This window comes from Pantoea anthophila (genome assembly GCF_026104315.1).
GTDB lineage: Bacteria > Pseudomonadota > Gammaproteobacteria > Enterobacterales > Enterobacteriaceae > Pantoea > Pantoea anthophila.
In genome coordinates this window covers 490,428-515,940 of the sequence record NZ_CP110473.1, presented here as the reverse complement: position 1 = coordinate 515,940, position 25,513 = coordinate 490,428, and the positions used below count along the sequence as shown (strand labels likewise).

General features: G+C 57.5%; 21 protein-coding genes. 9 read left to right on the top strand and 12 right to left on the bottom strand.

Annotation, left to right across the window (positions count from 1 at the left end; genetic code table 11):
* Positions 1 to 6 precede the first annotated feature (6 nt).
* The 4 genes from OJ965_RS05035 to aaeX all read right to left on the bottom strand — a co-directional run bounded on the left by OJ965_RS05035 (position 7) and on the right by aaeX (position 4,677).
* Positions 7 to 1,458, bottom strand: coding sequence for an NAD-dependent succinate-semialdehyde dehydrogenase (locus tag OJ965_RS05035; RefSeq protein ID WP_058956520.1), 1,452 nt, complete (start codon positions 1,456 to 1,458; stop codon positions 7 to 9).
* Between the two features lie 113 nt (positions 1,459 to 1,571).
* Positions 1,572 to 3,524: a p-hydroxybenzoic acid efflux pump subunit AaeB gene (gene aaeB, locus OJ965_RS05030; protein ID WP_009087497.1), complete on the bottom strand. Its 1,953-nt coding sequence runs from the start codon at positions 3,522 to 3,524 to the stop codon at positions 1,572 to 1,574.
* 9 nt (positions 3,525 to 3,533) lie between these two features.
* Positions 3,534 to 4,466 (bottom strand): p-hydroxybenzoic acid efflux pump subunit AaeA, encoded by a 933-nt coding sequence (aaeA, locus tag OJ965_RS05025; RefSeq protein ID WP_009087499.1) that lies wholly within the window; start codon positions 4,464 to 4,466, stop codon positions 3,534 to 3,536.
* Between the two features lie 7 nt (positions 4,467 to 4,473).
* On the bottom strand, positions 4,474 to 4,677 hold the full coding sequence (gene aaeX, locus OJ965_RS05020) for a p-hydroxybenzoic acid efflux pump operon protein AaeX (RefSeq protein ID WP_009087501.1): 204 nt from the start codon (positions 4,675 to 4,677) through the stop codon (positions 4,474 to 4,476).
* Positions 4,678 to 4,909: 232 nt separating this feature from the next.
* Between aaeX and aaeR the strand changes: the two genes are divergently transcribed.
* A complete protein-coding gene (gene aaeR, locus OJ965_RS05015; RefSeq protein WP_009087503.1) occupies positions 4,910 to 5,827 on the top strand; it encodes an HTH-type transcriptional activator AaeR in 918 nt (305 codons plus the stop codon).
* Between the two features lie 33 nt (positions 5,828 to 5,860).
* On the opposite strand, the gene tldD is transcribed toward aaeR, so the two are convergent.
* From tldD to csrD, 8 genes are all read right to left on the bottom strand, one after another.
* Positions 5,861 to 7,306: a metalloprotease TldD gene (gene tldD / locus OJ965_RS05010; protein ID WP_009087505.1), complete on the bottom strand. Its 1,446-nt coding sequence runs from the start codon at positions 7,304 to 7,306 to the stop codon at positions 5,861 to 5,863.
* Between the two features lie 64 nt (positions 7,307 to 7,370).
* Entirely contained in the window at positions 7,371 to 11,201 is a 3,831-nt protein-coding gene (gene yhdP / locus OJ965_RS05005) for an AsmA2 domain-containing protein YhdP (RefSeq protein WP_265138114.1), read from the bottom strand.
* A 148-nt stretch (positions 11,202 to 11,349) separates the two neighbouring features.
* Positions 11,350 to 12,819 carry a ribonuclease G gene (rng, locus tag OJ965_RS05000; protein WP_009087509.1) on the bottom strand — a complete coding sequence of 490 codons (1,470 nt, stop codon included), beginning with the start codon at positions 12,817 to 12,819 and terminating at the stop codon, positions 11,350 to 11,352.
* Entirely contained in the window at positions 12,809 to 13,402 is a 594-nt protein-coding gene (locus OJ965_RS04995) for a Maf family protein (RefSeq protein ID WP_167429631.1), read from the bottom strand. Before OJ965_RS04995 ends, rng begins: the two co-directional genes overlap by 11 nt.
* A gap of 8 nt (positions 13,403 to 13,410) precedes the next feature.
* Positions 13,411 to 13,899 carry a rod shape-determining protein MreD gene (gene mreD / locus OJ965_RS04990; protein ID WP_009087513.1) on the bottom strand — a complete coding sequence of 163 codons (489 nt, stop codon included), beginning with the start codon at positions 13,897 to 13,899 and terminating at the stop codon, positions 13,411 to 13,413.
* Entirely contained in the window at positions 13,896 to 14,918 is a 1,023-nt protein-coding gene (gene mreC, locus OJ965_RS04985) for a rod shape-determining protein MreC (protein WP_154929415.1), read from the bottom strand. The genes mreD and mreC overlap by 4 nt, the downstream gene beginning before the upstream one ends.
* Positions 14,919 to 15,065: 147 nt before the next feature.
* Positions 15,066 to 16,109, bottom strand: a complete 1,044-nt coding sequence (mreB, locus tag OJ965_RS04980; RefSeq protein WP_003855260.1) for a rod shape-determining protein MreB — start codon at positions 16,107 to 16,109, stop codon at positions 15,066 to 15,068.
* A gap of 311 nt (positions 16,110 to 16,420) precedes the next feature.
* Positions 16,421 to 18,370 (bottom strand): RNase E specificity factor CsrD, encoded by a 1,950-nt coding sequence (csrD, locus tag OJ965_RS04975; RefSeq protein WP_058956523.1) that lies wholly within the window; start codon positions 18,368 to 18,370, stop codon positions 16,421 to 16,423.
* Between the two features lie 284 nt (positions 18,371 to 18,654).
* On the opposite strand from csrD, the gene msrP reads away from it, so the two are divergent.
* The 8 genes from msrP to prmA all read left to right on the top strand — a co-directional run bounded on the left by msrP (position 18,655) and on the right by prmA (position 25,447).
* A complete protein-coding gene (msrP, locus tag OJ965_RS04970; RefSeq protein WP_009087517.1) occupies positions 18,655 to 19,659 on the top strand; it encodes a protein-methionine-sulfoxide reductase catalytic subunit MsrP in 1,005 nt (334 codons plus the stop codon).
* A gap of 3 nt (positions 19,660 to 19,662) precedes the next feature.
* Positions 19,663 to 20,265, top strand: coding sequence for a protein-methionine-sulfoxide reductase heme-binding subunit MsrQ (msrQ, locus tag OJ965_RS04965; protein ID WP_046102638.1), 603 nt, complete (start codon positions 19,663 to 19,665; stop codon positions 20,263 to 20,265).
* Between the two features lie 232 nt (positions 20,266 to 20,497).
* A complete protein-coding gene (gene aroQ / locus OJ965_RS04960) occupies positions 20,498 to 20,950 on the top strand; it encodes a type II 3-dehydroquinate dehydratase (protein WP_009087521.1) in 453 nt (150 codons plus the stop codon).
* Positions 20,951 to 20,975: 25 nt separating this feature from the next.
* The gene (gene accB / locus OJ965_RS04955) at positions 20,976 to 21,437 is read left to right on the top strand and encodes an acetyl-CoA carboxylase biotin carboxyl carrier protein (RefSeq protein ID WP_009087523.1); all 462 of its coding nucleotides are present in this window, start codon (positions 20,976 to 20,978) and stop codon (positions 21,435 to 21,437) included.
* Between the two features lie 11 nt (positions 21,438 to 21,448).
* Entirely contained in the window at positions 21,449 to 22,798 is a 1,350-nt protein-coding gene (gene accC / locus OJ965_RS04950) for an acetyl-CoA carboxylase biotin carboxylase subunit (protein ID WP_009087525.1), read from the top strand.
* Positions 22,799 to 22,871: 73 nt separating this feature from the next.
* The gene (locus tag OJ965_RS04945) at positions 22,872 to 23,114 is read left to right on the top strand and encodes a YhdT family protein (RefSeq protein WP_009087527.1); all 243 of its coding nucleotides are present in this window, start codon (positions 22,872 to 22,874) and stop codon (positions 23,112 to 23,114) included.
* Positions 23,104 to 24,549 (top strand): sodium/pantothenate symporter, encoded by a 1,446-nt coding sequence (gene panF, locus OJ965_RS04940; protein ID WP_265138090.1) that lies wholly within the window; start codon positions 23,104 to 23,106, stop codon positions 24,547 to 24,549. Before OJ965_RS04945 ends, panF begins: the two co-directional genes overlap by 11 nt.
* A 16-nt stretch (positions 24,550 to 24,565) precedes the next feature.
* Positions 24,566 to 25,447 (top strand): 50S ribosomal protein L11 methyltransferase, encoded by an 882-nt coding sequence (prmA, locus tag OJ965_RS04935; protein WP_265138089.1) that lies wholly within the window; start codon positions 24,566 to 24,568, stop codon positions 25,445 to 25,447.
* Positions 25,448 to 25,513: the final 66 nt, after the last annotated feature.

Genomic DNA, 25,513 nt, shown 5'->3' with positions numbered 1-25,513 from the left:
CTTCTGCTAGCCCAAACCGCCCAGATGCAGCGCTTTGACCTCCAGATACTCTTCCATGCCGAGTACCGAACCCTCACGGCCCAGACCCGACTCTTTAACGCCGCCAAAGGGTGCCAGCTCGGTTGAAACGGCACATTCGTTAATGCCGATCATGCCACTTTCCAGCGCCGCTGAAACGCGGAACACCCGCTGCAGATTCTGCGTGTAGAAGTAGGCGGCCAGGCCAAATGGCGTATCATTGGCGCGGCGGATCACCTCATCTTCATCATCGAAGCGGAAGCAGGCGGCAACCGGGCCAAAGGTCTCTTCCTGAGCGAGCTGCATCCCTTCGTGTGCTTCGGCGATCACGGTTGGCTGCCAGAAGTTGCCGCCCAGCGCATGGCGCTCGCCGCCGGCCAGCAGTTTGCCGCCTTTTGCCAGCGCGTCATTGACGTGCTGTTCCACTTTCTCCACCGCCGACGCTTCAATCAATGGCCCGACAATCACGCCCTCATCCAGACCATTACCCACCTTAAGCCTGTTCACCTCTGCGGCCAGCTGCGTGGTGAAACGATCGTAAACACTGTTGTGGATGTAGAAACGGTTCACGCTGACGCACACCTGACCCGCATTGCGGAATTTGTTCGCAATTGCACCCTGTACGGCGGCATCGATGTCGGCATCGTCAAAGACGATGTAAGGCGCGTTACCGCCCAGCTCCATGGACACTTTCTTCATGGTTTCGGCCGCATTGCGCATCAGCAGCTTGCCCACCTGGGTTGAACCGGTGAACGAAATCTTCCGCACCGCTTTGCTGGCCATAATGGCGTCGCTGATGGCATGGGTGTCACCCGCTACCGCGTTCAGCACGCCATCCGGGACGCCAGCCTGTTTCGCCAGGGCCAGCAGGGCAAAGGCGGAGAGTGGGGTGTTATTAGCGGGTTTGATGATCCCGGTACAGCCTGCGGCCAGTGCGGGTCCCAGCTTGCGGGTCAGCATCGCCATCGGGAAGTTCCATGGTGTGATGGCCGCCACAACGCCAATCGGTTCACGGGTGGCCAGGATGCGGGAACCCGCTTTGGCGGGCGGAATGATCTCGCCATTGGCTCGCTTCGCCTGTTCGGCAAACCACTGGATAAAACTGGCGGCATACTCCACTTCACCCTCCGCCTCTTTCAGCGGCTTACCCTGTTCCGTCGTCATCAGTTCGGCCAGCCAGCGTTTGTTCTCAATGATGAGCTGGTACCAGCGAGTGAGAATCTCAGCACGCGCTTTTGCCGTCTGCGCACGCCAGGCGGGAAAGGCGCGTTCTGCTGCGGCGATCGCCTGTTCCGTTTCAGCCTTGCCCGCTTTTGCGACCTGCGCAATGACCTCGCCGGTTGCCGGATTGGTTACGTCAAAGGTGGATGCCGCCGGGTGCCACTGGCCGTCTGCCAGATAGCCGGTCTGAAACAGCTCGCTCTGTTGCAGTGATGTCATTGATTCGCTCCTGTCAGTTTTACGCTTCCGTCTGAAGAGTATAGTTGGCAAAAGCGACAGGTTTTGTGACGGGCGGGGATTGGGCAGGCCGCTGCGGATCGCAGCGGCCAGATTCAGATTTGGATGAGCGTGTTCTGGTACTTATCCAGCATCACGGCCAGGCGTTTTACCGGTTCCGTAACGCTGACAGGCGCCTCGTAATGGACCAGTTTCTCCTGATAGAGATCCAGCTCTTTCAGCAGGCGTTCAAAATAGTAGCGCCGCTTGTCATCGCTGCTGGCAGAGATGACCCGGTCAGCGGTATAGCGCAGCTGCCGGTGATAAGCAGAGAGATCCGCGTTGATCGGAATGTCTGCGTCACGCAACCGCTGATGACCGATGATCAGCGTCAGGGCAATACGGTATTTATTGATATCGCCCGGAAACAGGTTCAGCAGCAGAAACAGTTGCTGATAGAGGGCCGGCAGATGGTTTTCACGCCGACGCGCCTGATTAGTCGTCATGGCCGAAACCGCCGCATACATAAAGCGGTTCAGCAGCTTACGGCCGGTGCGGGCCTTCGATTTGTCTCGAATCAGCAGGATAACCATCATCGCCACAAAGCAGCCGATGACCTGGCCGAGCACATTGTCGAGAAAAACGTTGATGTGGAACTGCATCGGATTATCGAGAACCAGCACGTTAAGCGTGCCGATCAGCGCCCCCAGTGTGCCGAGCTGACGCCGCTGAATGAAGATGCCACCGATAAAGCCCAGCAGGCCGATGGCGATGCAGAGCAGCAGTGCGCTCTGCTGGGTCGAGGGGAGCACATACATAAAGTAGAGCGCGCCCAGCGGCACCGCAACCGTCATGCCGTAGAGAAAATCTTTTGCCATCATCAGTGGATTAGGCATCCGCATCGCCAGCGCAGTGATAACCGCCAGCATGACCATACAGCCGCTGCCCGACGTCCAGCCGGTGTAGAGCCAGAACAGGGAACCCAGCGCGGTCGCCACAAAGGTGCGGATACCGTTGATCATCGCATGGTGTGTTTCGGCGGAGCGCGCCTGAATCACCACCTCGCGCTGCAGGATCTCCTCCTCCAGCGACGTGATCCGGCTGTTACTTCGGATGCCTTTCAGCAGCAGCAGATATTCCGTCGCGGCACCCACCCAGCTACTCAGCGTCACCGGGGCCGTTTTATCTCTGGCCCCCATCACCCGCCGCATCACCTTCATCCGCTTGTGCACCTCGTCAACCGTCGTGGCGGGCTTCTCAATCATCAGGCGATACTGAGGGGGGATGTAGTCCGGACGCGAATTCTGGATCAGAAAGGTTTCGGCTGCCTGCGTAATCAGGGTCAGCGACAGGGTATTAAGCATCTGCAGCCGGCGGTTACTGTTCTTCCAGCGTGACGACTCCATCATCAGCTGGCTGCGCATGCTGTTAAGGGCGGTGGTGCGCCGGACCAGCGCGCTCCAGGCTTTATCGACCTCCTCTTTGTCACCGTGGGCGACGCAGAGCTGCAGCAGCTGATAGTGCGCCACCAGCAGCGAGTCGACCTCCGCATCGATCACTTTTTTGATCGAGCGTGGTGAGAAGATCATGTCGGCCAGAATGGCACACAGAATGCCGAGCACGATTTCACTGCAGCGCTCGACCGCATATTGCGGCACCAGGGTCAGACCACCGCTGGCGTCAGCGGTCACCACGATAATCAGCGCGGTGTAGCCCGCCAGTCCCAGTGCGTAAGAGTTTTCAACTTTGATCAGCGAAGAGAGCCAGACGCAGAGCCCTGCCCAGATGCAGCACAGCAGCAGCATCACAACCGGCGCACGAACGGTCGCGATCATGATGGTCAGCGCGGCGATACAGCCGATAAAGGTCCCGATAATACGCAAAACGCCACGGTAGCGAAGCGCCCCCGAATAGGGATCGCCCCCCGCTGCAAACGCGGTGCCGCCCGCCACAATACCGGCAGTCATCACCGCCCAGCGCGGCGTTTCGAGGTTGAAGTGAAAGCCGACCATCAGCGCTAACACCAGCGCAAAGGTCAGCTTTACCGGGAACCGCAGGAACTCAATCATATCGCCCTCTTAACCAAACTCACGCAGGCGATTAAACAGGCGAACCATCGGTGAAACCTGCTCAGGCTGACGATCGGCCTGACCGGTAATGACCACGGTCGCCGTTGTCCCGGCTGGGAAGCGGTTGCCGGGCTGCTGATCCAGACGGATGCGCACCGGAACACGCTGCGCCAGACGGACCCACTCCAGGTTGGAATCGACCGTTGCCATGCCTTTACTGTCGACCGAGCTGCTGCTGTTGGTGACACCGGCCGCCACACTGTCTACGGTCCCCCGCAGCACAATGTTGCTGCCAAGTGGCGTCACTTCCGCACGGAAGCCCTTCTCTACGCCATGCAGCTTGGTCTCTTCCAGATAGGCCAGCACATAGTAGGAGTGCTGCTGCACCAGGGCGACCGCCACAGAGCCGCGGGTAATGAACTCGCCCTGATAGACATTCAGGTTGGTGACCCAGCCATCGGAGGGCGCTTTCACGGTGGTGCGCTCCAGATCGATCTTCGCCAGATCGCGTGTCGCCACCGATTTCGCCAGCTGATGTTCGCTGGTCTGCAGATCGTTGTTGGACTGCTCAATCGCCTCGCGCGACATCGCCGAGGTGCCGAGCTGGTTACGGCGGCCAGCTTCGCGCCGCTTCTCACTCACCAGCGCCTGGTAATATTCCACGTCTGCCTGAGCCTGCTCGAGCGCCTTTTGATAGCGTGGGCGGTCAACCACAAACAGCGTGTCGCCCTTCTTCACCAGCTGGTTGTCGTGCACCGGAACGTCGGTGATCAGGCCGGTCACGTCAGGTGAGATCGCCACTACGTCTGCCGCGAAGCGCGCATCACGCGTCCAGGGGGATTCGGTATAGAACACCCAGGCACGGAAGATGATAACCACAGCAATGATAACCAGCAGGAGCGTAATCGCGTAACGCGCGATTTTTCTTATGAGTGCTTTCACTTAAACCTCAGACTAATAAACGGGAGACAAGGTAAAACACACAGCAGTAAAGCGCTGTATTAAAAAGTGCCGGATGCCAGACAAGATCGTAAATACCGCTCGGCGTCAGCACACGTTTCACTAACCAGAACAGCATCAGTGAGAGAATAAGTTCGATGAATACGGGCGGAAACGAGAGCCCAAACATGACAAATACCGGAAGCACACTCATCAGAAATCCTTAGTTCAACCTTGCCGGGAGTCTCCTTTGCCTTTTCAGCTGTCACAGCAAACCCAGCTGACAGCGCGATACAAACCGCAGCTGGCTTAATAATAGCGTATCATCACAGGGCATCAGGCAATGAAGAGTCACCGGGAGATACCCCGGCGCGCTTATAATAACGCGCCTGACTATAAGTTTTCTACAGAATGTGATCTAAATCACTTTTAAGCCAGAGTAAATAATGGAACGACTGAAGGGCATGTCTGTCTTCGCCAAAGTGGTCGAACTTGGTTCGTTTACCGCGGCGGCGCGTCAGCTTCATCTGAGTGTCTCCTCAATCAGCCAGATCGTCGCGAAGCTGGAAGATACGTTACAGGTTAAGCTGCTGAATCGCAGTACCCGCAGTATCGGGCTCACCGAAGCGGGGAAAATCTACTATCAGGGCTGCCGCCGTATGCTGGCGGAAGCGACGCAGGTGCATGAACAGCTGTATGCGTTTAACAACACGCCCATTGGGGTGCTGCGTATCGGCAGCTCCTCAACCATGGCACAGAACGTGTTAGCGGGCATGACCAGCGATATGCTGCGCGACTATCCGGGGCTGAGCGTAAACCTGGTGACCGGCGTCCCCGCTCCGGACCTGATCGCGGACGGTCTGGACCTGGTGATTCGGGTCGGGGCCTTAAAAGATTCCAGCCTGTTTTCACGTCGCCTTGGCGCGATGCCGATGGTGGTGTGCGCCGCCAGGAGCTATCTGGCGCAGCATGGCACGCCGGAGAAACCGGGGGATATCGATAACTTTTCCTGGCTGGAATACAGCGTACGGCCCGACAACAACTTCGAGCTGATTGCGCCAGAAGGCATCGTCACCCGGCTGGCCCCGCAGGGACGGTTTGTCACCAATGATTCGCTGACGCTGCTACGCTGGCTGAAGTCCGGTAACGGCATCGCCTATGTGCCGATGATGTGGGTGATTGATGAGATCACCGCAGGTGAGGTCGATATTCTCTTTCCGCAATATCAGTCCGATCCGCGACCGGTCTATGCGCTCTATACCGAGAAGGATAAGTTGCCGCTCAAGGTACAGGTCTGTATCGACTATCTGACTGGCTATTTTGAGCAGGTTGCGGAACAGTATCAGCTGCACCGCAAAAGCTGACAACCCGCCAGCAGGCGGGTTGTCGGGGTCACATCAGGCGGTGCCGCCGATGGTGAGTTTGTCCAGCTTCAGCGTTGGCTGACCGACACCGACCGGCAGGCTCTGCCCCTCTTTGCCGCAGACGCCCACGCCTTTATCCAGCGCCAGGTCATTACCGACCATCGAGATCTGCTGCATCGCTTCAATACCGGAGCCGATCAGGGTTGCACCTTTAACCGGTTTGGTGATCTTGCCCTTCTCAATCAGATAGGCCTCTGAGGTGGAGAAGACAAACTTGCCGGAGGTGATATCCACCTGGCCGCCACCAAAGTTGGGCGCATAGATGCCATATTCAACGCTTTCGATGATGTCCTGCGGCGTTGATTTGCCGGCCAGCATATAGGTGTTGGTCATACGCGGCATGGGCAGATGCGCATAGGATTCGCGGCGACCGTTACCGGTCGGGCTGACGCCCATCAGTCGCGCATTCAGCTTGTCCTGCATGTAGCCTTTCAGCACACCATTCTCAATCAGCATGTTGTACTGACCCGGCACGCCTTCGTCATCGACCGCCAGTGAACCCCGCAGCCCTTCAAGGGTGCCGTCATCCACCACGGTGCAGAGTTCTGACGCGACCTGCTGACCGATTTTACCGCTGAATACGGAGGTGCCACGGCGATTGAAGTCGCCTTCCAGACCGTGCCCCACCGCTTCATGCAGCAGTACGCCAGGCCAGCCCGCGCCCAGCACCACCGGCAATGCGCCCGCCGGGGCCGCCACGGCAGAGAGATTAACCAGCGCCATGCGAACGGCTTCACGCGCCCAGGCGTCCGCACGCACTTCGCCATTCTCATCGGCCAGGAAAAACGCATAACCGGTGCGTGCACCGCCGCCGCTGGCGCCGCGCTCACGCTTACCCTGATCTTCCACCTGGACGCTGACAGAGAGACGCACCAGCGGACGGACATCCGCCGCCAGCGTGCCATCCGTCGCAGCCACCAGCACCTGCTCGTAAACGCCGGTCAGACTGGCATTGACCTCCTGCACGCGCGGGTCCGCCGCACGGGCCACCTGGTCAACGCGATGCAGCAGCGCAATTTTCTCTTCACGCGTCAGGCTGTTTAGCGGATCGACCGCCGGGTAAAGCGAACGGTTCATGACGGCAGATAGCGTATGTGCCTTGCCGTTGCCCTGTTCACGGACAATGCTGCGAGCGGCGTCAGAGGAGAGACGCAGCGCATTCAGTGTAATCTGGTCTGCATAGGCGAAGCCGGTTTTTTCACCGCTGACCGCGCGAACGCCCACGCCCTGGTCGATATGGTAAGAGCCATCTTTAATGATTTTGTCTTCCAGCACCCAGGATTCGTGGAAGCTGGACTGAAAATAGAGATCGGCATAATCCAGACGACGTTCTGAAAGCTGCCCTAACAGGGAAAATAGGTCCTGCTGATTAATGCCGTTAGCAGTCAGTAACTGCTCACTTACCAGGTTCAGAGTCATCGTTTCTCACTCATTATGTGCTCAGATAATCATAGCCTGCGGTAATTCCGGTACGGCGTCAAATTCACTTGTTGTCTGTTTCACGCGGTTTACGCAGCACTTCATTGATTTCCGGTTTATCCAGCGGCCCGCTGATGTGATAACGCAGCAACGATATCCTGTTCCACAAGGGAGCCAGCACCTTACTGGCGGCGAAAACCGCCGCGCCCACCACCGGGTTAATCGCGAAGGCGGTCGCGACACCCACCGAGGCGGAGATCTCCGGCGCCACCACCGCTTCCATATCGATCTGACGCTTCACCAGGTCGAGATTGCCCTGCATAGCGATGTCAGCTTCCAGCCCATCCACCAGCAGATTATCGGTGCGCATCACGCCGTTCTCGATCCAGGCCGTGCCATTAATCGAATCGAAATAGAACGCGTTGGTAAAGGTGTCGCTGAAATCGAAGCGCAGCTTGCGCAGCAATGCATCAAAGCTTACCAGTCGCAGGATCTTACCAGCCGTGCCGGTGTCCACATCCGCAATCTGGCCTTTGCCAAAGTGTGTTTTCAGGGTGCCACTCAGCGTCTCTGCGGAGGGCTGCCACGGCGCCGACCGCCAGTGCAGGTCGTAGGCAATGTCGAATGGCGCATCACGCAGCGGCGTATTTACGCCAAACCAGTTGGTCGCATTATTGATGTTAGGACCTTTCAGCGTGCCCTTCAGCGAGGTGCGCGGGTCGTTCGGGCGATTCACCCACTCCCCGCTGATTTTCAGCTGTGAACTGCCGGTATCCACCTTACCGTTAGTAAGCGCTAACGTATCCCCTTTGGGTTGCAGCATCGCAGAGACCTGACCATATTTCTGCCCCAGAACCCAGCACTCTTTACAGCGCAGTTGCAGAGCCGGCCATTGACTGAAGTTAATGTTAGTGGCCTGCTGAGTGCTCGCTTTGCTGCCTCTCGTCGTCTCGCTGTTCCACTGCGGATTGTAATAAAGGTAATCCAGATTCACCTGCCACGGGGATTGTGGTGCCATCGACAGCTCACCACGCAGCTCCTTCGCCCTGACGCTGACGTTGCCACTGCCGGCTGAACGCTGTGCCAGCGTCGCCTCAACCTCATGCCACTGCTGCCCCGCCAGCGTGACCGCCGGACTACGCAGCGTGATATTGCCGGGCAGCGTCACGCCGCCGGTCTGGAAATCGCTGCCGCCACCTGACGACCTGCCGCCCGTCGCGCCTCCGGCTGCCAGCATCCCGACCCAGGCTTCGCCATCCAGCGCAGGCAGATTCAGCACCATTCCGGCCTGGTCGGGCAGCCCGGGTTTCTTCTGTGCATCATTCAGCCAGATGCCGCGATCCACGCGCAGCGTCGGCTCCAGCAGCCAGCGGCTGTTAAAACGGTGGTTTGTGCTGACGCTGCCGCTGAGATCGAAGTGGTTCAGGTCGCCGCTGGCCTCAATGGTAACCGGCATCGTCTCACCGGCTTTCTTGTCGAGCGGTGCAGGTAAGCGACTACTCACTTCTTTTGCATTGCCGTTCAGGGCGACTTCATAGCGCGCTCCGCCATGATGGGGTAGCGTGATATCGACGTTCCCCTGCCAGGGCAGATGTCCGCCCAGCTGCTTACTGACGGCGGCCGGAATCGGGCTGATTCTGGCCGGTTGCCAGTCGCCCTGCAGTTTGACGTTAACGCCAAAATCATCCGGGTTCTCGGTGGTGCTGAACCGGACGCCCAGGGGCTGACCAAACCAGTTCGCCTGCAAATCTTCACTGGCCAGATTGCCGTTATCGTAACGGAAGCGGCCAGAGAGGTTAGCGATAGTCGTTTTTAACGGTTTGATATACAGCGAGTTGTTATGCAGATCGACATTGCCGCGCGCGTGCACCTGCTTACCGTCCAGTGGAATATCGAGATTCAGATGCCCCCCTACGCCGCCCGTGATTTGCAGCTGCTCCAGGGCGGCACCCAGCGACGACTTCAGCGGAGTCTGCTGAAAATAGTCCGCGACCTGCGGGCCTTCGCCATGGATATCCCCATCGATGATCAGCTTCTCTTTCAGATAGTCAGGGATGACCGCGCTGACGTTGCGCGCTTCGACGTCACCCAGCCGGGCGACCGGGGCATGCATCCACAGTCCGTCATTCAGGAAGTTGAGGTCGATATCCAGATTGCTGATCGCCGGCCATTTAGGCTGAAACGCGTAAGTCGCCTGGCGCAGCGGCACCCAGACCTGGAACATGCCATCGTTGTGTTTAAACGGGAACAGCGCCGGGTTACCGGCAAACAGCAGCGTGGCGTTGTCGACTTTGCCCCCCTTCACGGCCCCGCTCAGATAGTGCGTGAGTCCCCTGCCCATCAGCGGCACCGGGAAATAGCGCCAGGCATCGCCTGCATCAGTGACCCGGATACCGGCCAGAATATCAAGACGCGGCTCCGCGCCACGGTTCTGCTGATAACTGAAGTCGCCCCGCGCCCGGAGTGAGCGCGCCTGCAGATCCAGATCCTCACCCGCCAGCGTCAGGCCATGTTCATCGCGCAGCCAGCGCAGCGCCCCGGTGACCCGTTTAATCTCCAGCGGTGCCTGGAACATGTCACCATAGGGGACGGTGGCGGTTCCCATCGCCACACTGACCTGACCATTGCTCAGACTGCCGCGAGCCTCCCCGCTCAACCGACTGATGCCCGGCAGCAGCTTCCACTGCTGCCAGCTGAAATCGTGCCATTTCACCTGCAGGCGGGTCTTTTCTGGCTGTTCTAACGGGATATCCAGCGCCAGTCCCTCAACGGTGCCCTGTGGCTTTAACTTCTGCCAGTTTTCAAACAGCGCCGGAGAGAGCGGTGCGAAAAGGGGAATAACAGGGGCAAGATGACGCAGCACCAGCTGTGTGGCGCGCACCCGGACCTCAGGCTGGCCGTCAGTGCCCGACATCTGCTTATCCTCAGGACGCCAGAGCAGGGAGAAGTGACCGGCGGGCCAGGTCTGGCCGTCGGTGCTGAGGCGGGTCTGCGGCACATTGACCACCCAGCCATTCCGGAAGCGCGACAGATGCGCGGTCAGCCCGTCAACCTCAATCCGGTGTGGTCCGCTCTCGCCCTGCCAGCTGGCACCGCCCTGACGCAACAGCAGATCGCCGGCATAGATGTCGCCATCGCGCAGGTTCACCCACGCCGCCAGACTGAAGCGGGCGCTGTCGAGCCGGGTATTGTCGCGCATCCAGCGACCCAGCCACGGACGCACATCGACATCGTCGGCCTGCATCCAGATACGCCCGTCATTCAGTAAACCGTTGCTGTCGTTGAGATCGAGCCGCACCTGAACCACACCGTGCTGGCCGGTAAAGCTCGACAGGCTCACTTCCCCTTCTGCCCGGTGGCGGGTTTTCTCATTCAGCCAGGTCAGGCGCGGAATGGCCAGCTCGGCATGCTGACCGGACGGCGTGCGGAAACCGATGGTGCTGTCGCGCAGGTCAAAGTGGTCAAACTGCCGCAGGAAAAGTTCGTTGATTTGCGCCGGACGGAAGCTGTTTTTCTCTTTATCGTTGTCGAGTAAGGGACGATTCGTGTCGAGATGCAGCTGCCAGAAAGTGAGGTCGCGGAACTGCCAGCGCCAGTGCAGCAGGGATTGCCAGACGTCGAGGGCAAGATTAATGCGTGAAATGGTGAGTTTGCCGTTCTCGTGGAGATCGACGCTGAGATCGCGAACCTGCAGGGTGGGACCGAAATTTTCCCATTTGCCCTGCAGCTGACTGGCGCTGACCGGAACGCCGCTGCGATCGGAGATAAATTGCAGAAGGTTGCTGCGATAGCTGTCGAGATGCGGCATCACCAGACGCAATCCGCTGACCAGCAGCGCGACAATCACGATGATTGCCGCGACCAGCAGTAACAAAATCCTCGGCAACTGCCTCACTCACGCCTCTCCTTGTATTCCGCAAACGACGGATAGTTGGCTCTCGTACCCGACCGTCTTCAGACAAAAGCGGTAAAACACGCATTTTATCCCAAACAAGGGCGTTTTTTCAGCCCGGCAGCCGGAGAAACCAGTGCGCGGGCCGGCGTTACATCATGACAACGTCGAACTGCTCCTGAGTGTAGAGCGCTTCGACATGCACTTTAACCTGCTTGCCGACAAAGATTTCGACCTCCGCCAGGGCATGAGACTCATCGCTTTTCAGCGCCTCCCCCACCGTCGGCGAAACATAGACCAGGAAGCGATCGGAATCGTAGGCGTGATGAACGCGGACAATCTCACGCATAATCTCATAGCAGACCGTCTCAACCGTTTTCAGCGTGCCACGTCCCTTACAGACCGGGCAATCCTGACAGAGGATATGCTCGATGCTTTCGCGGGTTCGCTTGCGCGTCATCTCCACCAGCCCCAGCGCCGAGAAACCATTAATGCCGGTTTTCACCCGATCCTTACTGAGTGCGCTCTCCAGCGAATGCAGCACCCGGCGCCGATGATCTTCATTATTCATATCAATGAAGTCGATGATGATAATGCCACCCAGATTACGCAGTCGCAGCTGGCGGGCAATCGCCTGCGTCGCTTCCACATTGGTGTTAAAGATCGTCTCATCCAGATTGCGGTGGCCGACGAAGGCACCGGTGTTGATGTCGATGGTGGTCATCGCTTCGGTCTGATCGATGATCAGATAGCCACCCGACTTCAGTTCAACCTTACGATCCAGCGAGCGCTGAATTTCATTTTCGACATCAAACAGGTCAAAGATAGGCTGTTTGCCATTGTAGAGCTCCAGCTTACCCGCCATCTCCGGAATATATTCCGCAGTAAACTCCACCAGCATTTCACAGGTCAGACGGGAGTCGACCCGGATGCGATCCAGGGCGGCCCCGGCAAAATCACGCAGTATACGCTGCGCCAGCGCCAGCTCACCGTAGAGCAGGCAGCGGGTCTGGTTACGCTTTTTGCGTTCGCTGACTTTAGTCCAGAGACGCTTGAGAAACGCGGCGTCCTGCGCCAGCTCCTCTTCTCCAATCCCCTCTGCGGCGGTACGGATGATAAAGCCGCCCAGGTCGTCACAGTAGTCTGCCACCACCGCTTTGAGCCGCTCGCGCTCTTTTTCACTCTCAATGCGCTGAGAGACACCCACATGCGATGCCCCCGGCATAAAGACCAGATAACGCGACGGCAGCGTGATGTCGGTGGTCAGGCGGGCCCCTTTGGTACCCAGCGGATCTTTGACCACCTGCACCACCAGATCCTGACCCTGGCGCACCAGCTCGGCGATGTCGCGAACAACAAAATTTTTCTTTTCGTCACCCGCGACACACTCGGTGTGCGGCATGATGTCTGAGGCGTGCAGAAAGGCGGCTTTTTCCAGGCCGATATCGACAAAGGCGGCCTGCATGCCGGGCAGTACACGGCTTACCCGTCCCTTGTAAATATTGCCCACAATGCCGCGCCGCGCCTCACGTTCAATGTGAATCTCCTGAAGGATGCCGCCGTCGATATAGGCAACCCGCGTTTCAGAAGGCGTGACGTTAACCAGTAATTCAGCCGTCATGGTGACCCCTTACGGCACGCAGTGACTGGAAATGGCTGAGTAACTCCGCTGTCTCAACCAAAGGTAATCCGACCACCGCGTGGTAGCTTCCATTAATTTTGCGGACAAAATTTCCGCCCCTGCCCTGGATTCCGTAGGCTCCCGCTTTATCCATCGGTTCGCCGGTCGCAATATAGTCGTCGATGTCGGTGGCGGTCAGGGTGCGGAAGGTCACATCCGTCGTCACCACGCAGTCCAGCGCCTGCTGACGATCGGCCAGCGCCACCGCCGTCATCACCTGGTGCGACTGTCCGGAAAGTTTGCGCAGCATCTCGCGGGCATCATCAGCATCGCGCGGCTTCTCCAGCACGCTGCCATTCAGCACCACGATGGTATCGGCGCCCAGCACCGGCAGATCCTGCGCGGCCAGTCTGACGCCAGCCTGTGCTTTGTCATTGGCCAGACGGCGCACATAGGCCTCTGCCGCTTCATCCGGCTGACGCTGCTCTTCAACGTCCGTCACAAGGCGCTCGAAGGTCAGCCCAAGCTGAGTTAACAGCTCACGCCGACGCGGTGAACCGGAAGCAAGATAAAGGGTTACCATAAATTTCCTTATTGAACAGCGAACTGACGACGAATTTTTCTCATTAACAAGAATAGCCAGGGCCAGAGAATACCGTCGACAACACTGCTCCAGAAAATTTCAGGTCGGAATGAAACGTTGATTACCAGGAATTCAGCCCAGAAGACGATGACATCCATCGCCAGTGACAGCACCATAACCATTAACGCTTGCTGCCACAACGCTAAGTTGCGGAATAACTGGAACTTAAAGGCGATAAGGTAGGCGATGATGCTGAGCGCCAGGGCACGCACGCCGAGTGTGGACCCGGCGATCAGATCCATGATGGCACCGAGCATAAATCCGGTGCCGACATTGACCCGGTGCGGCAGTGCCAGCACCCAGTAGATCAGAATCAGCAGCAGCCATGAGGGGCGGAACATGTAGATCTCATCCGGCCACGGCATGATCTGCAGGATCAGCGCAACCAGGAAAGAGAGCCAGATGACCCAACGTCCCTGGCTGCGATATCGACTCAAGGCTGGCCCCCGCGTGAACGCGTGGTGCTGCTGCCCTGTCCGCTGCTGCTACCGGAAGGGGCCGGCGGGCCCATCTGTGCAGAAGGCGCAGGCGGACCCATCTCCCCGGCAGGCGGTAACACCTGCGGCATCATCTGCATCAAACGCTCGTTCGCGACGCGATGCACTTCATCCTGCGGTAACGGCATATCGCCATTGCGATCCGCTCCCCACAGCAACAGCAGATAGCGCAGACGCTGCAGACCGGCTGTCGGATGCGCCTGAATCACCGTGTAAGCGCGCTGGGTATCCACTTTAACAGAGGAGACCACGCCCACCGGATAACCTTCAGGGAAACGTCCCCCGATGCCAGAGGTTACCAGCACATCACCGACGCGAATGTCTGTGTTGCCCGGCAGATGCTCAAGCTGAAGATCTTCAGTACAGCCGTTACCGGCGGCGATCACACGGATATCATTCCGCAGCACCTGAATCGGCAGCGCATGGGACGCATCACAGATCAGCAGAACGCGGCTGGTCAACTGCCCAACGGCGATGACCTGCCCCACCACGCCCTTATCACTGATGACCGGCTGACCTTCGTAAACACCGTTTACGCTGCCTTTGTCGATCACCACCTGGTCGGTGTAAGGGTCGGTGCCGGTAGAGATCACCTGCGTCACCATCTTTTGCTCATCCTGACGCAGCGGTGAACCCAGCAGTTCACGCAGGCGTGCGTTTTCCTGCTTATATTGCCCCAGCATTAGCAGGTTACTGTTTTTCAGGAAGAGCTCACGACGTAACGCTTTGTTTTCCTGCTCCAGTTGCTGACGGGATGCCAGCGACTCTGAGACGCCGTCCAGCAGCTGACGTGGCCCATTCGCCAGGAAGTAAAACGGACTGACCGACGTATCCAGATAGTTGCGTATTTGGGTAAAAGACCCCACACGACTGTCGGCAATAATGATGGCAATCGCCACGACAACCGCCAGGAAAAGACGCAACTGCAGGGAAGGCCCCCTGCTAAAAATCGGCTTCATATAATCTGCGTGATCCTCGACAACGGGTAAGGAAGCGGCGGCTGACCACCGCGCTTCCCTGGGCTGAACGCACTGTACCGGCCAGATTTCGCCGGTTCACATGCTACTCCCCTGCATGATCGTTGCGTTCTTAACCGGTTGAGGCAATTATTCTTCGCTGAACAAATCGCCGCCGTGCATGTCGATCATTTCCAGCGCCTTGCCGCCACCGCGTGCCACACAGGTCAGTGGATCTTCAGCAACCACAACCGGAATGCCCGTCTCTTCCATCAGCAGGCGATCCAGGTTGCGCAGTAATGCACCACCACCGGTCAGCACCATGCCGCGCTCGGAGATATCCGAGGCCAGCTCAGGCGGACACTGCTCAAGGGCAACCATCACTGCGCTAACGATACCGGTTAACGGCTCCTGCAGCGCTTCAAGAATTTCGTTGGAGTTCAGCGTGAAGCCACGCGGTACACCTTCTGCCAGGTTACGGCCACGCACTTCAATTTCGCGGACTTCATCGCCCGGATAAGCTGAACCGATCTCATGCTTAATACGTTCTGCCGTCGCTTCACCAATCAGTGAACCGTAGTTACGACGCACATAATTAATAATAGCTTCATCGAAGCGATCGCCACCAATACGGACAGAGGAGGAGTAAACCACGCCGTTCAGTGAGATCACCGCCACTTCCGTGGTACCGCCACCAATATCGACTACCATTGAACCGGTCGCTTCGGAAACAGGCAGGCCTGCACCGATTGCGGCAGCCATAGGCTCTTCAATCAGGAAGACTTCACGCGCACCTGCACCCTGAGCGGATTCACGAATCGCACGACGTTCTACCTGGGTGGCACCGACGGGAACGCAGACCAGCACGCGTGGGCTGGGACGCATAAAGCTGTTGCTGTGAACCTGCTTGATGAAGTGCTGCAGCATTTTTTCGGTAACGAAAAAGTCAGCGATAACGCCATCTTTCATTGGGCGAATAGCAGCGATATTGCCTGGCGTACGGCCGAGCATCTGTTTGGCGTCATGACCTACGGCCGCGACACTTTTCGGCGAACCGGCACGATCCTGGCGAATAGCGACCACGGAAGGCTCGTTCAGCACGATGCCCTGTCCTTTTACGTAAATCAGGGTATTCGCGGTACCCAGGTCAATGGACAAGTCATTGGAAAACATGCCACGAAATTTTTTAAACATACTAAGGGATAATCCTGCAAGCTGGGGGCGGAAAATAAAATCCGCTTACTTTACCAACCACACGAAGCTGCCACAAGGCGCAAAAACGTTCTGCTTCGGTGAAAAAAGAGGCCTGATTGCGTTTAAGTCATCTGAACCCGTAACAGAAATCGGCAGAATGGCGACCAGACGCCATCACTCCTGCTTTTCTTCGCCTTTCGCCTTTCCATTCCCGACATAAAATTTAACATTTCCGGCAGTCGGGTTATGGGTGCAGACGAGACTTAACATGACAAAAAAGCGCTAATTGCCGTCATCAGGACGGCAATTCATCAAATACGGTAACGTTGGGAATACTTCTTCACGTTACTGTTAACCGGAAGCGAAGGGGCAAAAAAGTCACCCTGCCCGCCTGCTATACCCAGCGACACTAATGTTTGCCACTCCGATCGGGTGCGAACACCGGTGGCAAACACCTGAATGCCGGTGGATTTACAGACTTCCAGCAGACTCTGCACAAACAGCTGATTTTCAGTGCGCCGCTCAATGTTGCGCACCAGGCCGGCATCGAGCTTGATCAGCTCCAGCGGCAGCTGCCGGATATAGGCGCTGCTCACCACGGTTAAACCGGCCTGATTCACCGCCACCCGACAACCAAACGCCTTAAGCGCACGGAATACTGGTGTTAAGCGGTTGATGTGTTGACAGACATCTGCCTCGGCAAGTTCAAATAAAAATCGTTTTCTTTGTCCTTTCGGGCACTGCAGCAGCATGTTCTGCAGCCAGAGCACAAAGGGTCGTTGCAGGAGTGAGGACATCGTCAGCGGGATGACCAGGGTCTCTTCCGGCCAGAGTTCAGACAGGGCCGCAATGCGGGTCATCAGCTGGCGATCCCAGGCATCCGCCATACCCAGCTGCTGCACCAGCGGCATATATTCGGCGGCCAGCACCTCTTTGTCGCCATCGAAGATGCGGGTCAGCATCACCCGGTGCTGCACCTTGCCTTCAATATTGACGGCAGGTTTGTGATAGAGCCGCGGACCACCCCGGCTGAGCGTATTCTCCAGCAGGGTACGCCAGCGTACACTCCCCCGCCCGGCGTCCTGCGGATTGCCTGCACCGTTGGTCCAGTTGTTGCCGCCCAGTAACGCCGCGCGGCGGGTGGCCATTTCGGCATTCTCCATCACCTGCGGCACGGTCTGCCCGCTGTGCCACGCGCTGATGCCGATGTGAATCAAATCATCACGGTTCACCTGACGCATCGGCGGCAGTGAATCCACCGCATTGATCAGCTGGTCGGCAATGCTGTTCGCCTCTTTAAGGCTGCGATGCGGCAGCAGCACGGCAAAATCACTGCGGAAATAGCGCGCCAGCAGCGCCCCTGGGTAGCGCAGCACAAAGGTAGAGAGCATGTTGACGAAGTTAAAGAGGTACTCGTCGACCAGCGCGGGCTCCAGCGTCTCCTGCAGGGTATCCAGATCAGGCAGCCGCACCATCATCACCACGCCGTGGGTGCCCACATCTTCCTGATCTTCCAGCAGCGTCGCCAGCTGATTGTCGAAAAAGAGTCGGTTGTTGAGGCCGGTCCGGCCATCCTGGGCGGCAAAGGTGCGGATAAGCGTGTCGATACGCACACGCTGTTCGGCGGCTTCCTGCACATCCACCAGCAACAGATCCAGCGCGCGGCTCGCCCTGGGCGGCCACTCATCCACGCCGCGCTTCGGCATGACGCCGCGTTCGCCGTTGATAATCGCCTCGGCCCGCACTTCAAGATGCTCCATGCCACGCCACTGACGGCTGAGCCAGCGATGCATCATCAGCAGCATCAGACTCATGACCAGTATAATGGTAAACAGAATGCCCAGCGTCGAGGTGCCGGTGATGGAGCGTAGCCAGGTTTTGGCAGGATCGAGGGTGACAACCCGCAGCTGTAAGCCGGTCTGATGCATCAGCGGCACCTCGAACTGGATAAAGCGGTTGGGTTCATCTTCCAGCATCGGGTTTTCATGACGGGAGAGCGTCAGGAGCGTCTGTCTGCCGTTGTGCAGTAAAATCTGCTCCGCATTCATGATTGGCATGATCGACGTGAGCCAGGTATGCAGCTGATCCGGGGTCTGGGTGAGCATCGCCTGATCCACCTGGACCGCCAGGATCTGTGCCCGATGTTCCACGCGCTGATGACTGAACCAGAAAAAACTGAATGCGCAGCCAGCCAGCATCAGTGACATGGCTAGCAGGCTAAGAAAGGTAATAAACGCAGATAATTTTGTGGTTAATCGCATCCCTGTGCCTGTATTACTGCGGTGATAACCGGATCACCCAACCTTGTACCGTCAGCCTGACGAAAACGCGAGCAAAATAGCATAATTTACCGCTGACGGCAGTGCCCGGACGCCAGAAGCCGAAGTATATCGTCGGGATTGTCTCGCTGACGTGAACCCCGGCACTTTTCAGTGCATTCTCATCGCCCCGCCCAGCCAGGAAATTTCACATTTTCGCAGCGAAAGTGGCCGACATCAGCGATAGTCATCATGCTGGTCGATAAGAATCTGTTTGGAGAAGGCCCATGAAACGTACACCCTGCCTGACTGAAGCCGACGTTACGCCGGAAAGCATCTTTAATATGAAGCGCCGCCAGGTGCTGAAAACGCTGGGGCTGAGCGCCGCGGCCATCGGCGTGCCTGGCGTGGCAAACGCCGACATTCTCAGCTGGTTTAAGGGAAACGATCGCCCGCCAGCGCCGGCAGGCCGCCCGCTGGACTTTACTAAACCGGCGCAGTATCAGGCCGAGCTGACCCTGACCCCGGCGGATAAAGTCTCCGGCTATAACAACTTCTATGAGTTTGGTCTGGATAAGGCCGATCCGGCCGCCAATGCCGGCACGCTGAAAACCGAGCCCTGGAAGCTGACCATCGATGGGGAAGTGGCGAAGCCCGTGACCCTGGATATGGATGACATCTTTAAACGGTTCGCCATGGAGCAGCGGATTTATCGCATGCGCTGCGTGGAGGCCTGGTCGATGGTGGTGCCCTGGATTGGCTTCGAACTGAACAAACTGATTTCGCTGGCCGAACCCACCAGCAAAGCGCGTTTCGTCGCCTTTCAGACGCTTTACGATCCTGAGCAGATGCCGGGCCAGAAAGATCGCTTTATTGGCGGTGGTCTCAACTATCCCTATGTCGAAGGTTTGCGTCTGGATGAGGCGATGCATCCACTGACGATACTGACGACCGGCGTCTATGGCAAAGCGCTGCCCCCGCAGAATGGCGCACCGATTCGCCTGACGGTGCCGTGGAAATATGGCTTTAAAGGGATTAAATCGATCGTAAAAATCACGCTGACCAGCAATCAGCCGCCGACCACCTGGAACCAGATTGCCGCTGATGAGTATGGTTTTTACGCCAACGTGAATCCCCACGTTAATCATCCGCGCTGGTCGCAGGCCACCGAGCGTTTTATCGGCCCTGGCGGCAGCCTGAAGGTCGAGCGTCAGCCGACCCTGCTGTTTAATGGCTATGGCGAGCAGGTCGCCTCGCTCTATCGCGGTCTGGATTTACGGGAGAACTACTAGGTGGTGCGCCTGTCGTTAAAACAGATAACCGGTTTAAAGGTGATCCTGCATCTGGCGGCCCTGCTGCCGCTGGTTTATCTGATTTTTGCCGCGATGCAGGGCGGGCTGAGTGCCGATCCGGCGAAAGATATTCAGCATTTTACCGGACGAATGGCGCTGAAACTGCTGCTGGGAACGCTGCTGGTCTCACCGCTAGCGCGTTACGGCAGGCAGCCGCTGTTAATCCGCACCCGCCGCCTGCTGGGCGTCTGGACATTTGTCTGGGCCTCACTTCATCTGCTGAGCTATTACCTGCTGGAGCTGGGTGCGGACAATCTGCGTCTGCTGGGCAGCGAGCTGATCTCCCGTCCCTATCTCACGCTGGGCATCATCAGCTGGTTTATCCTGCTGGCCCTGGCGGTGACCTCGTTTCAGCGCGCGCAGCGCAGGCTGGGAAAACGCTGGCAAACCCTGCACAACGCGGTCTATCTTGTCGCGATCCTGGTGCCGGTTCACTATATCTGGTCGGTAAAAATCCTGTCACCCCAGCCACTTATCTACGCCCTGCTTGCTGCGATACTGTTAGCCTGGCGTTACAAAAAGTTTCTCAAATGGTGGCCCCGCTAGGCTCTCACCCGTTGTTTTCCGCTGCTGTTTTCTGATAAAAGATGTGGCCCGCAGGCCACATCCGATCATCTTCGCAGATAAGACCAGTATTTTGCTGCGAAATGACACGAAACGGATATAATGCCCGGCTTTATTGCTCGTCGGGTCTTCTTTTTCACCGTGAAAGGTGACAAATGGAGATTCGCAAGGTATTTTACGCGATGCCTCAATGATTGCGGGAGATGGCAGCAAGATGGCGCATAAATTACATATTCTGCTTTTAAACGGACCCAACCTGAACCTGTTGGGAACGCGTGAACCTGAGAAATATGGTCATACCACGCTGCGTCAGATCGTTGACGATTTAACGCATCAGGCAGACCAGCTGAATGTGGAGTTGAGCCACCTGCAAACCAACGCTGAATTTCAGCTTATTGATCGCATTCATGAGGCCAAAGGCAATGTGGATTACATCATCATTAATCCTGCCGCGTTTACCCATACCAGTGTCGCACTGCGTGATGCCCTGTTAGCGGTAGAAATACCGTTTATCGAGGTTCATCTCTCCAATGTGCATGCACGCGAGCCCTTCCGTCATCACTCCTATCTTTCTGATGTCTCTGCTGGCGTGATTTGCGGGCTTGGCGCTGACGGCTACACATGGGCTTTACAAACGGCAGTAAAACGCCTGTCTCAAACTAATTAATCAAACTGAGTACGGAACCCCACTCATGGATATTCGTAAAATTAAAAAACTGATCGAACTGGTTGAAGAGTCTGGCATTTCTGAGCTGGAAATCTCTGAAGGTGAAGAGTCCGTTCGCATCAGCCGCGCACCTGCAAACGCAGGTTACCCGGTTATGCAGCAGGCTTACGCTGCACCGGTACAACAGCCTGCGCTGGCCACCGCTGTGGCCCCTGTTGCAGCCGTTGCCGAAGCCGCACCGGCTGAGATCAGCGGTCACATCGTGCGTTCACCCATGGTAGGCACCTTCTACCGCACGCCGAGCCCGGATGCGAAAGCCTTTGTGGAAGTCGGTCAGAAAGTGAACGCGGGCGATACGCTGTGCATCGTCGAAGCCATGAAAATGATGAACCAGATCGAAGCTGACAAATCCGGCGTGGTGAAAGCCATTCTGGTTGAAAGCGGTCAGCCGGTCGAATTTGACGAGCCACTGGTTATCATCGAGTAACGGGGCAGATCATGCTGGATAAAATTGTTATTGCTAACCGCGGTGAGATCGCGCTGCGCATTCTTCGTGCCTGTAAAGAACTGGGCATCAAGACTGTTGCGGTTCACTCAAGCGCGGACCGTGACCTGAAGCACGTGCTGCTGGCAGACGAAACCGTCTGCATCGGCCCGGCGCAGTCAGTCAAAAGTTACCTCAACATCCCGGCGCTGATCTCTGCTGCAGAGATCACCGGCGCAGTGGCGATTCACCCAGGCTACGGCTTCCTTTCTGAGAATGCCGATTTTGCCGAGCAGGTTGAACGCTCTGGCTTTATCTTTATCGGTCCGAAAGCGGACACCATTCGCCTGATGGGTGACAAGGTTTCTGCGATCAACGCGATGAAGAAAGCGGGCGTCCCGACCGTTCCAGGCTCTGACGGTTCGCTGACTGATGATATGGAAAAAAACCGTGCCTTTGCTCAGCGCATCGGTTATCCGGTCATCATCAAAGCGTCCGGCGGCGGCGGCGGTCGTGGTATGCGCGTTGTGCGCAGCGACAAGGATCTGGAACAATCCATCAACATGACGAAAGCGGAAGCCAAAGCGGCTTTCAACAACGACATGGTTTACATGGAAAAGTATCTGGAGAATCCTCGCCACATCGAGATTCAGGTACTGGCCGATGGTCAGGGCAACGCCATCTATCTGGGCGAACGTGACTGTTCCATGCAGCGTCGTCACCAGAAAGTGGTCGAAGAGGCGCCAGCGCCAGGCATTACGCCGGAACTGCGCAGCTTTATCGGCAACCGCTGTGCCAAAGCCTGTATCGAAATTGGCTATCGCGGCGCAGGCACCTTCGAGTTCCTGTATGAAAACGGTGAATTCTACTTCATCGAGATGAACACCCGTATTCAGGTGGAACATCCGGTGACCGAGATGATCACCGGTGTCGATCTGATCAAAGAGCAGCTGCGCATTGCGGCTGGTCAGCCACTGTCGATCAAACAGGATGATGTGATCATTCGCGGACATGCGGTCGAGTGCCGTATCAACGCCGAAGATCCGGTAACCTTCCTGCCAAGTCCGGGTAAAATCACCCGCTTCCACGCGCCAGGCGGTTTTGGCGTGCGCTGGGAGTCGCACATTTACTCCGGTTACACCGTGCCGCCTTATTATGACTCCATGATTGGCAAGCTGATCACCTATGGCGAAACGCGTGACGTGGCGATTGCCCGCATGAAAAATGCCCTGGCGGAACTGATCATCGACGGTATCAAGACCAACGTCGACCTGCAGATGAAAATCATGTCCGACGAGAATTTCCAGCACGGTGGAACCAACATCCACTATCTGGAGAAAAAACTCGGCTTGCACGAGAAGTAATTGCAACGCTGAGTCAGTCAGAGGCCGGTTAATCCGGCCTTTTTCTTTTGCCGCTGGGCGTTAAGGTTGAATCATGGATGCTCGTTTTATACAGGCACATAAAGAGGCGCGCTGGTCGCTCTATCTCACCCTGCTCTGGCTCGCTGTCTGGGGGCTTTCCGCCTGGCTGGGTGGCAATGACACCGGCATCACCGGTCTGCCGCGCTGGTTTGAACTCTCCTGCCTGTTTGCCCCCCTGTTCTTCATTTTTTTGTGCTGGCTGATGGTGCGGGTGATTTTTCGCGACATGCCGCTGGAGGAGAAAAATGAACAGTGAAATTATCCTGCCGCTGCTGATCTATCTGGTGCTGATCGCCGCACTGTCGGTATTTGCCGTTCGCAAACGGCGTGAAGGCAGTTTCCTGACGGAATATTTCCTCGGCAGCCGCTCCATGGGCGGATTTGTGCTGGCAATGACCATCACCACGACCTATATCAGCGCCAGCTCATTTATAGGCGGGCCCGGTGCCGCCTATAAATATGGGCTGGGCTGGGTGCTGCTGGCGATGGTGCAGGTGCCCGCTGTCTGGCTTTCGCTGGGGGTGCTGGGGAAAAAGTTCGCCATCCTGGCGCGTCAGCACAATGCGGTCACGCTGAATGACATGCTCTATGCGCGCTATCGGAGCCCGCTGCTGATCTGGCTGGCGAGTCTGAGCCTGCTGATCGCGTTTATCGGTGCCATGACGGTACAGTTTATTGGCGGTGCGCGGCTGCTCGAAACCGCTGCCGGTATCCCCTATGACACCGGCCTGCTGATTTTTGGCGGCACGATCGCCCTCTACACCGCGTTTGGCGGCTTTCGCGCCAGCGTACTTAATGACGCTATGCAGGGCGTTGTGATGCTGATTGGCACCTTCCTGCTGCTGTTCGCGGTGATTCATCAGGCGGGCGGTCTGAGCACGGCGGTTCAGAAACTGCATGACATCGACCCCGCACTGCTCTCACCGCAGGGACCGGGAGAGGTTATCACCCCAACCTTCCTCAGCTCATTTATCGTGCTGGTCTGCTTTGGCGTTATCGGGTTGCCGCACACGGCGGTGCGCTGTATCTCCTACAGGGACAGTAAGGCTGTCCATCGGGCGATCATTCTGGGCACCATTGTGGTGGTGGTGCTGATGCTGGGCATGCATCTGGCCGGTGCGCTTGGCCGGGCGTTACTGCCAAATCTGACCGTGCCGGACAGCGTCATTCCGACCCTGATGATTACCGTGCTGCCGCCGTTAGCGGCCGGACTGTTTCTGGCCGCGCCCATGGCTGCCATTATGTCGACGATTAATGCCCAGCTGCTTCAGGCGTCGGCGACGCTGATCAAAGACCTCTATCTGCGGGTCGCCCCGCACCAGATGGAAAATGAGGCGCGGCTGCGACTGTTATCTGGCACCATTACTTTCGCCCTGGGTCTCCTGCTGCTGATCGCGGCATGGAATCCCCCCGATATGATTATCTGGCTTAACCTGCTGGCCTTTGGTGGGCTTGAAGCGGTCTTCCTCTGGCCGCTGGTTCTCGGTCTCTACTGGGAACGCGCCAATGCCGCAGGTGCCATCACCGGCATGGTGGTGGGTGGTGGCTGCTATGCGTTTCTGGCGAGCCTGAAACTGCAGATTCTGGGCTTTCACCCCATCGTGCCCTCCCTGCTTCTGAGCCTGCTGGCTTTTTTAGTGGGCAACCTGTTTGGACGCGCGCCGCAACCGGTCGACGCGCCGCAACATTGACGGAAAGAGAAACGTTATGCCGTGGATTCAAATCAAAATTAACAGCTCAGGTGAACACGCGGAAACGCTGAGCGATGCCCTGATGGATATCGGTGCGGTCTCAGTGACCTTCCAGGATACGCACGATACCCCGGTTTATGAACCGCTGCCGGGAGAGACCCGCCTGTGGGGCGACACCGATGTTATCGGCCTGTTCGATGCTGAAACCGATATTAGCCTGATTACCGCCGAGCTGGCGCAGCATCCGCTGTTAGGCGCCGATTTTCGTCACCGGATCGAGCAGATCGAAGACAAAGACTGGGAGCGCGAGTGGATGGAAAACTTCCATCCGATGCGCTTCGGTGAGCGCCTCTGGATCTGTCCGAGCTGGCGCGATGTGCCGGATCCGGACGCGGTCAACGTCATGCTCGATCCAGGCCTGGCATTTGGCACCGGCACGCATCCGACAACCTCCCTCTGCCTTACCTGGCTTGACGGGCTGGATCTGGCGGGCAAAACGGTGATCGATTTTGGCTGTGGTTCAGGGATCCTGGCGATCGCGGCGCTTAAGCTCGGCGCGGCTCAGGCAATCGGTATTGATATCGATCCGCAGGCGATTCAGGCCAGTCGCGACAACGCTGAGCGTAACGGCGTGTCCGATCGTCTGTCGCTCTATCTGCCCCACCAGCAGCCTGAAAACCTGCAGGCGGATGTGGTGGTCGCCAACATCCTGGCCGGTCCGCTGCGTGAGCTGGCACCGCTGATCAGCGTGCTGCCTAAGTCTGGCGGTCACCTCGGCCTGTCAGGCGTGCTGGAGAGTCAGGCGGAAGGTGTCTGCGAAGCCTATGAAAGTCAGTTCACGCTTGACCCGGTTGCGGTGAAAGAGGAGTGGTGCCGGATTACCGGCATCAAATCCTGAAGTGCGCCTCCGCCGTAGCTCACGGCGATGCCGGTAGCCGGCACAACGCGGCTAAACAGCACAATC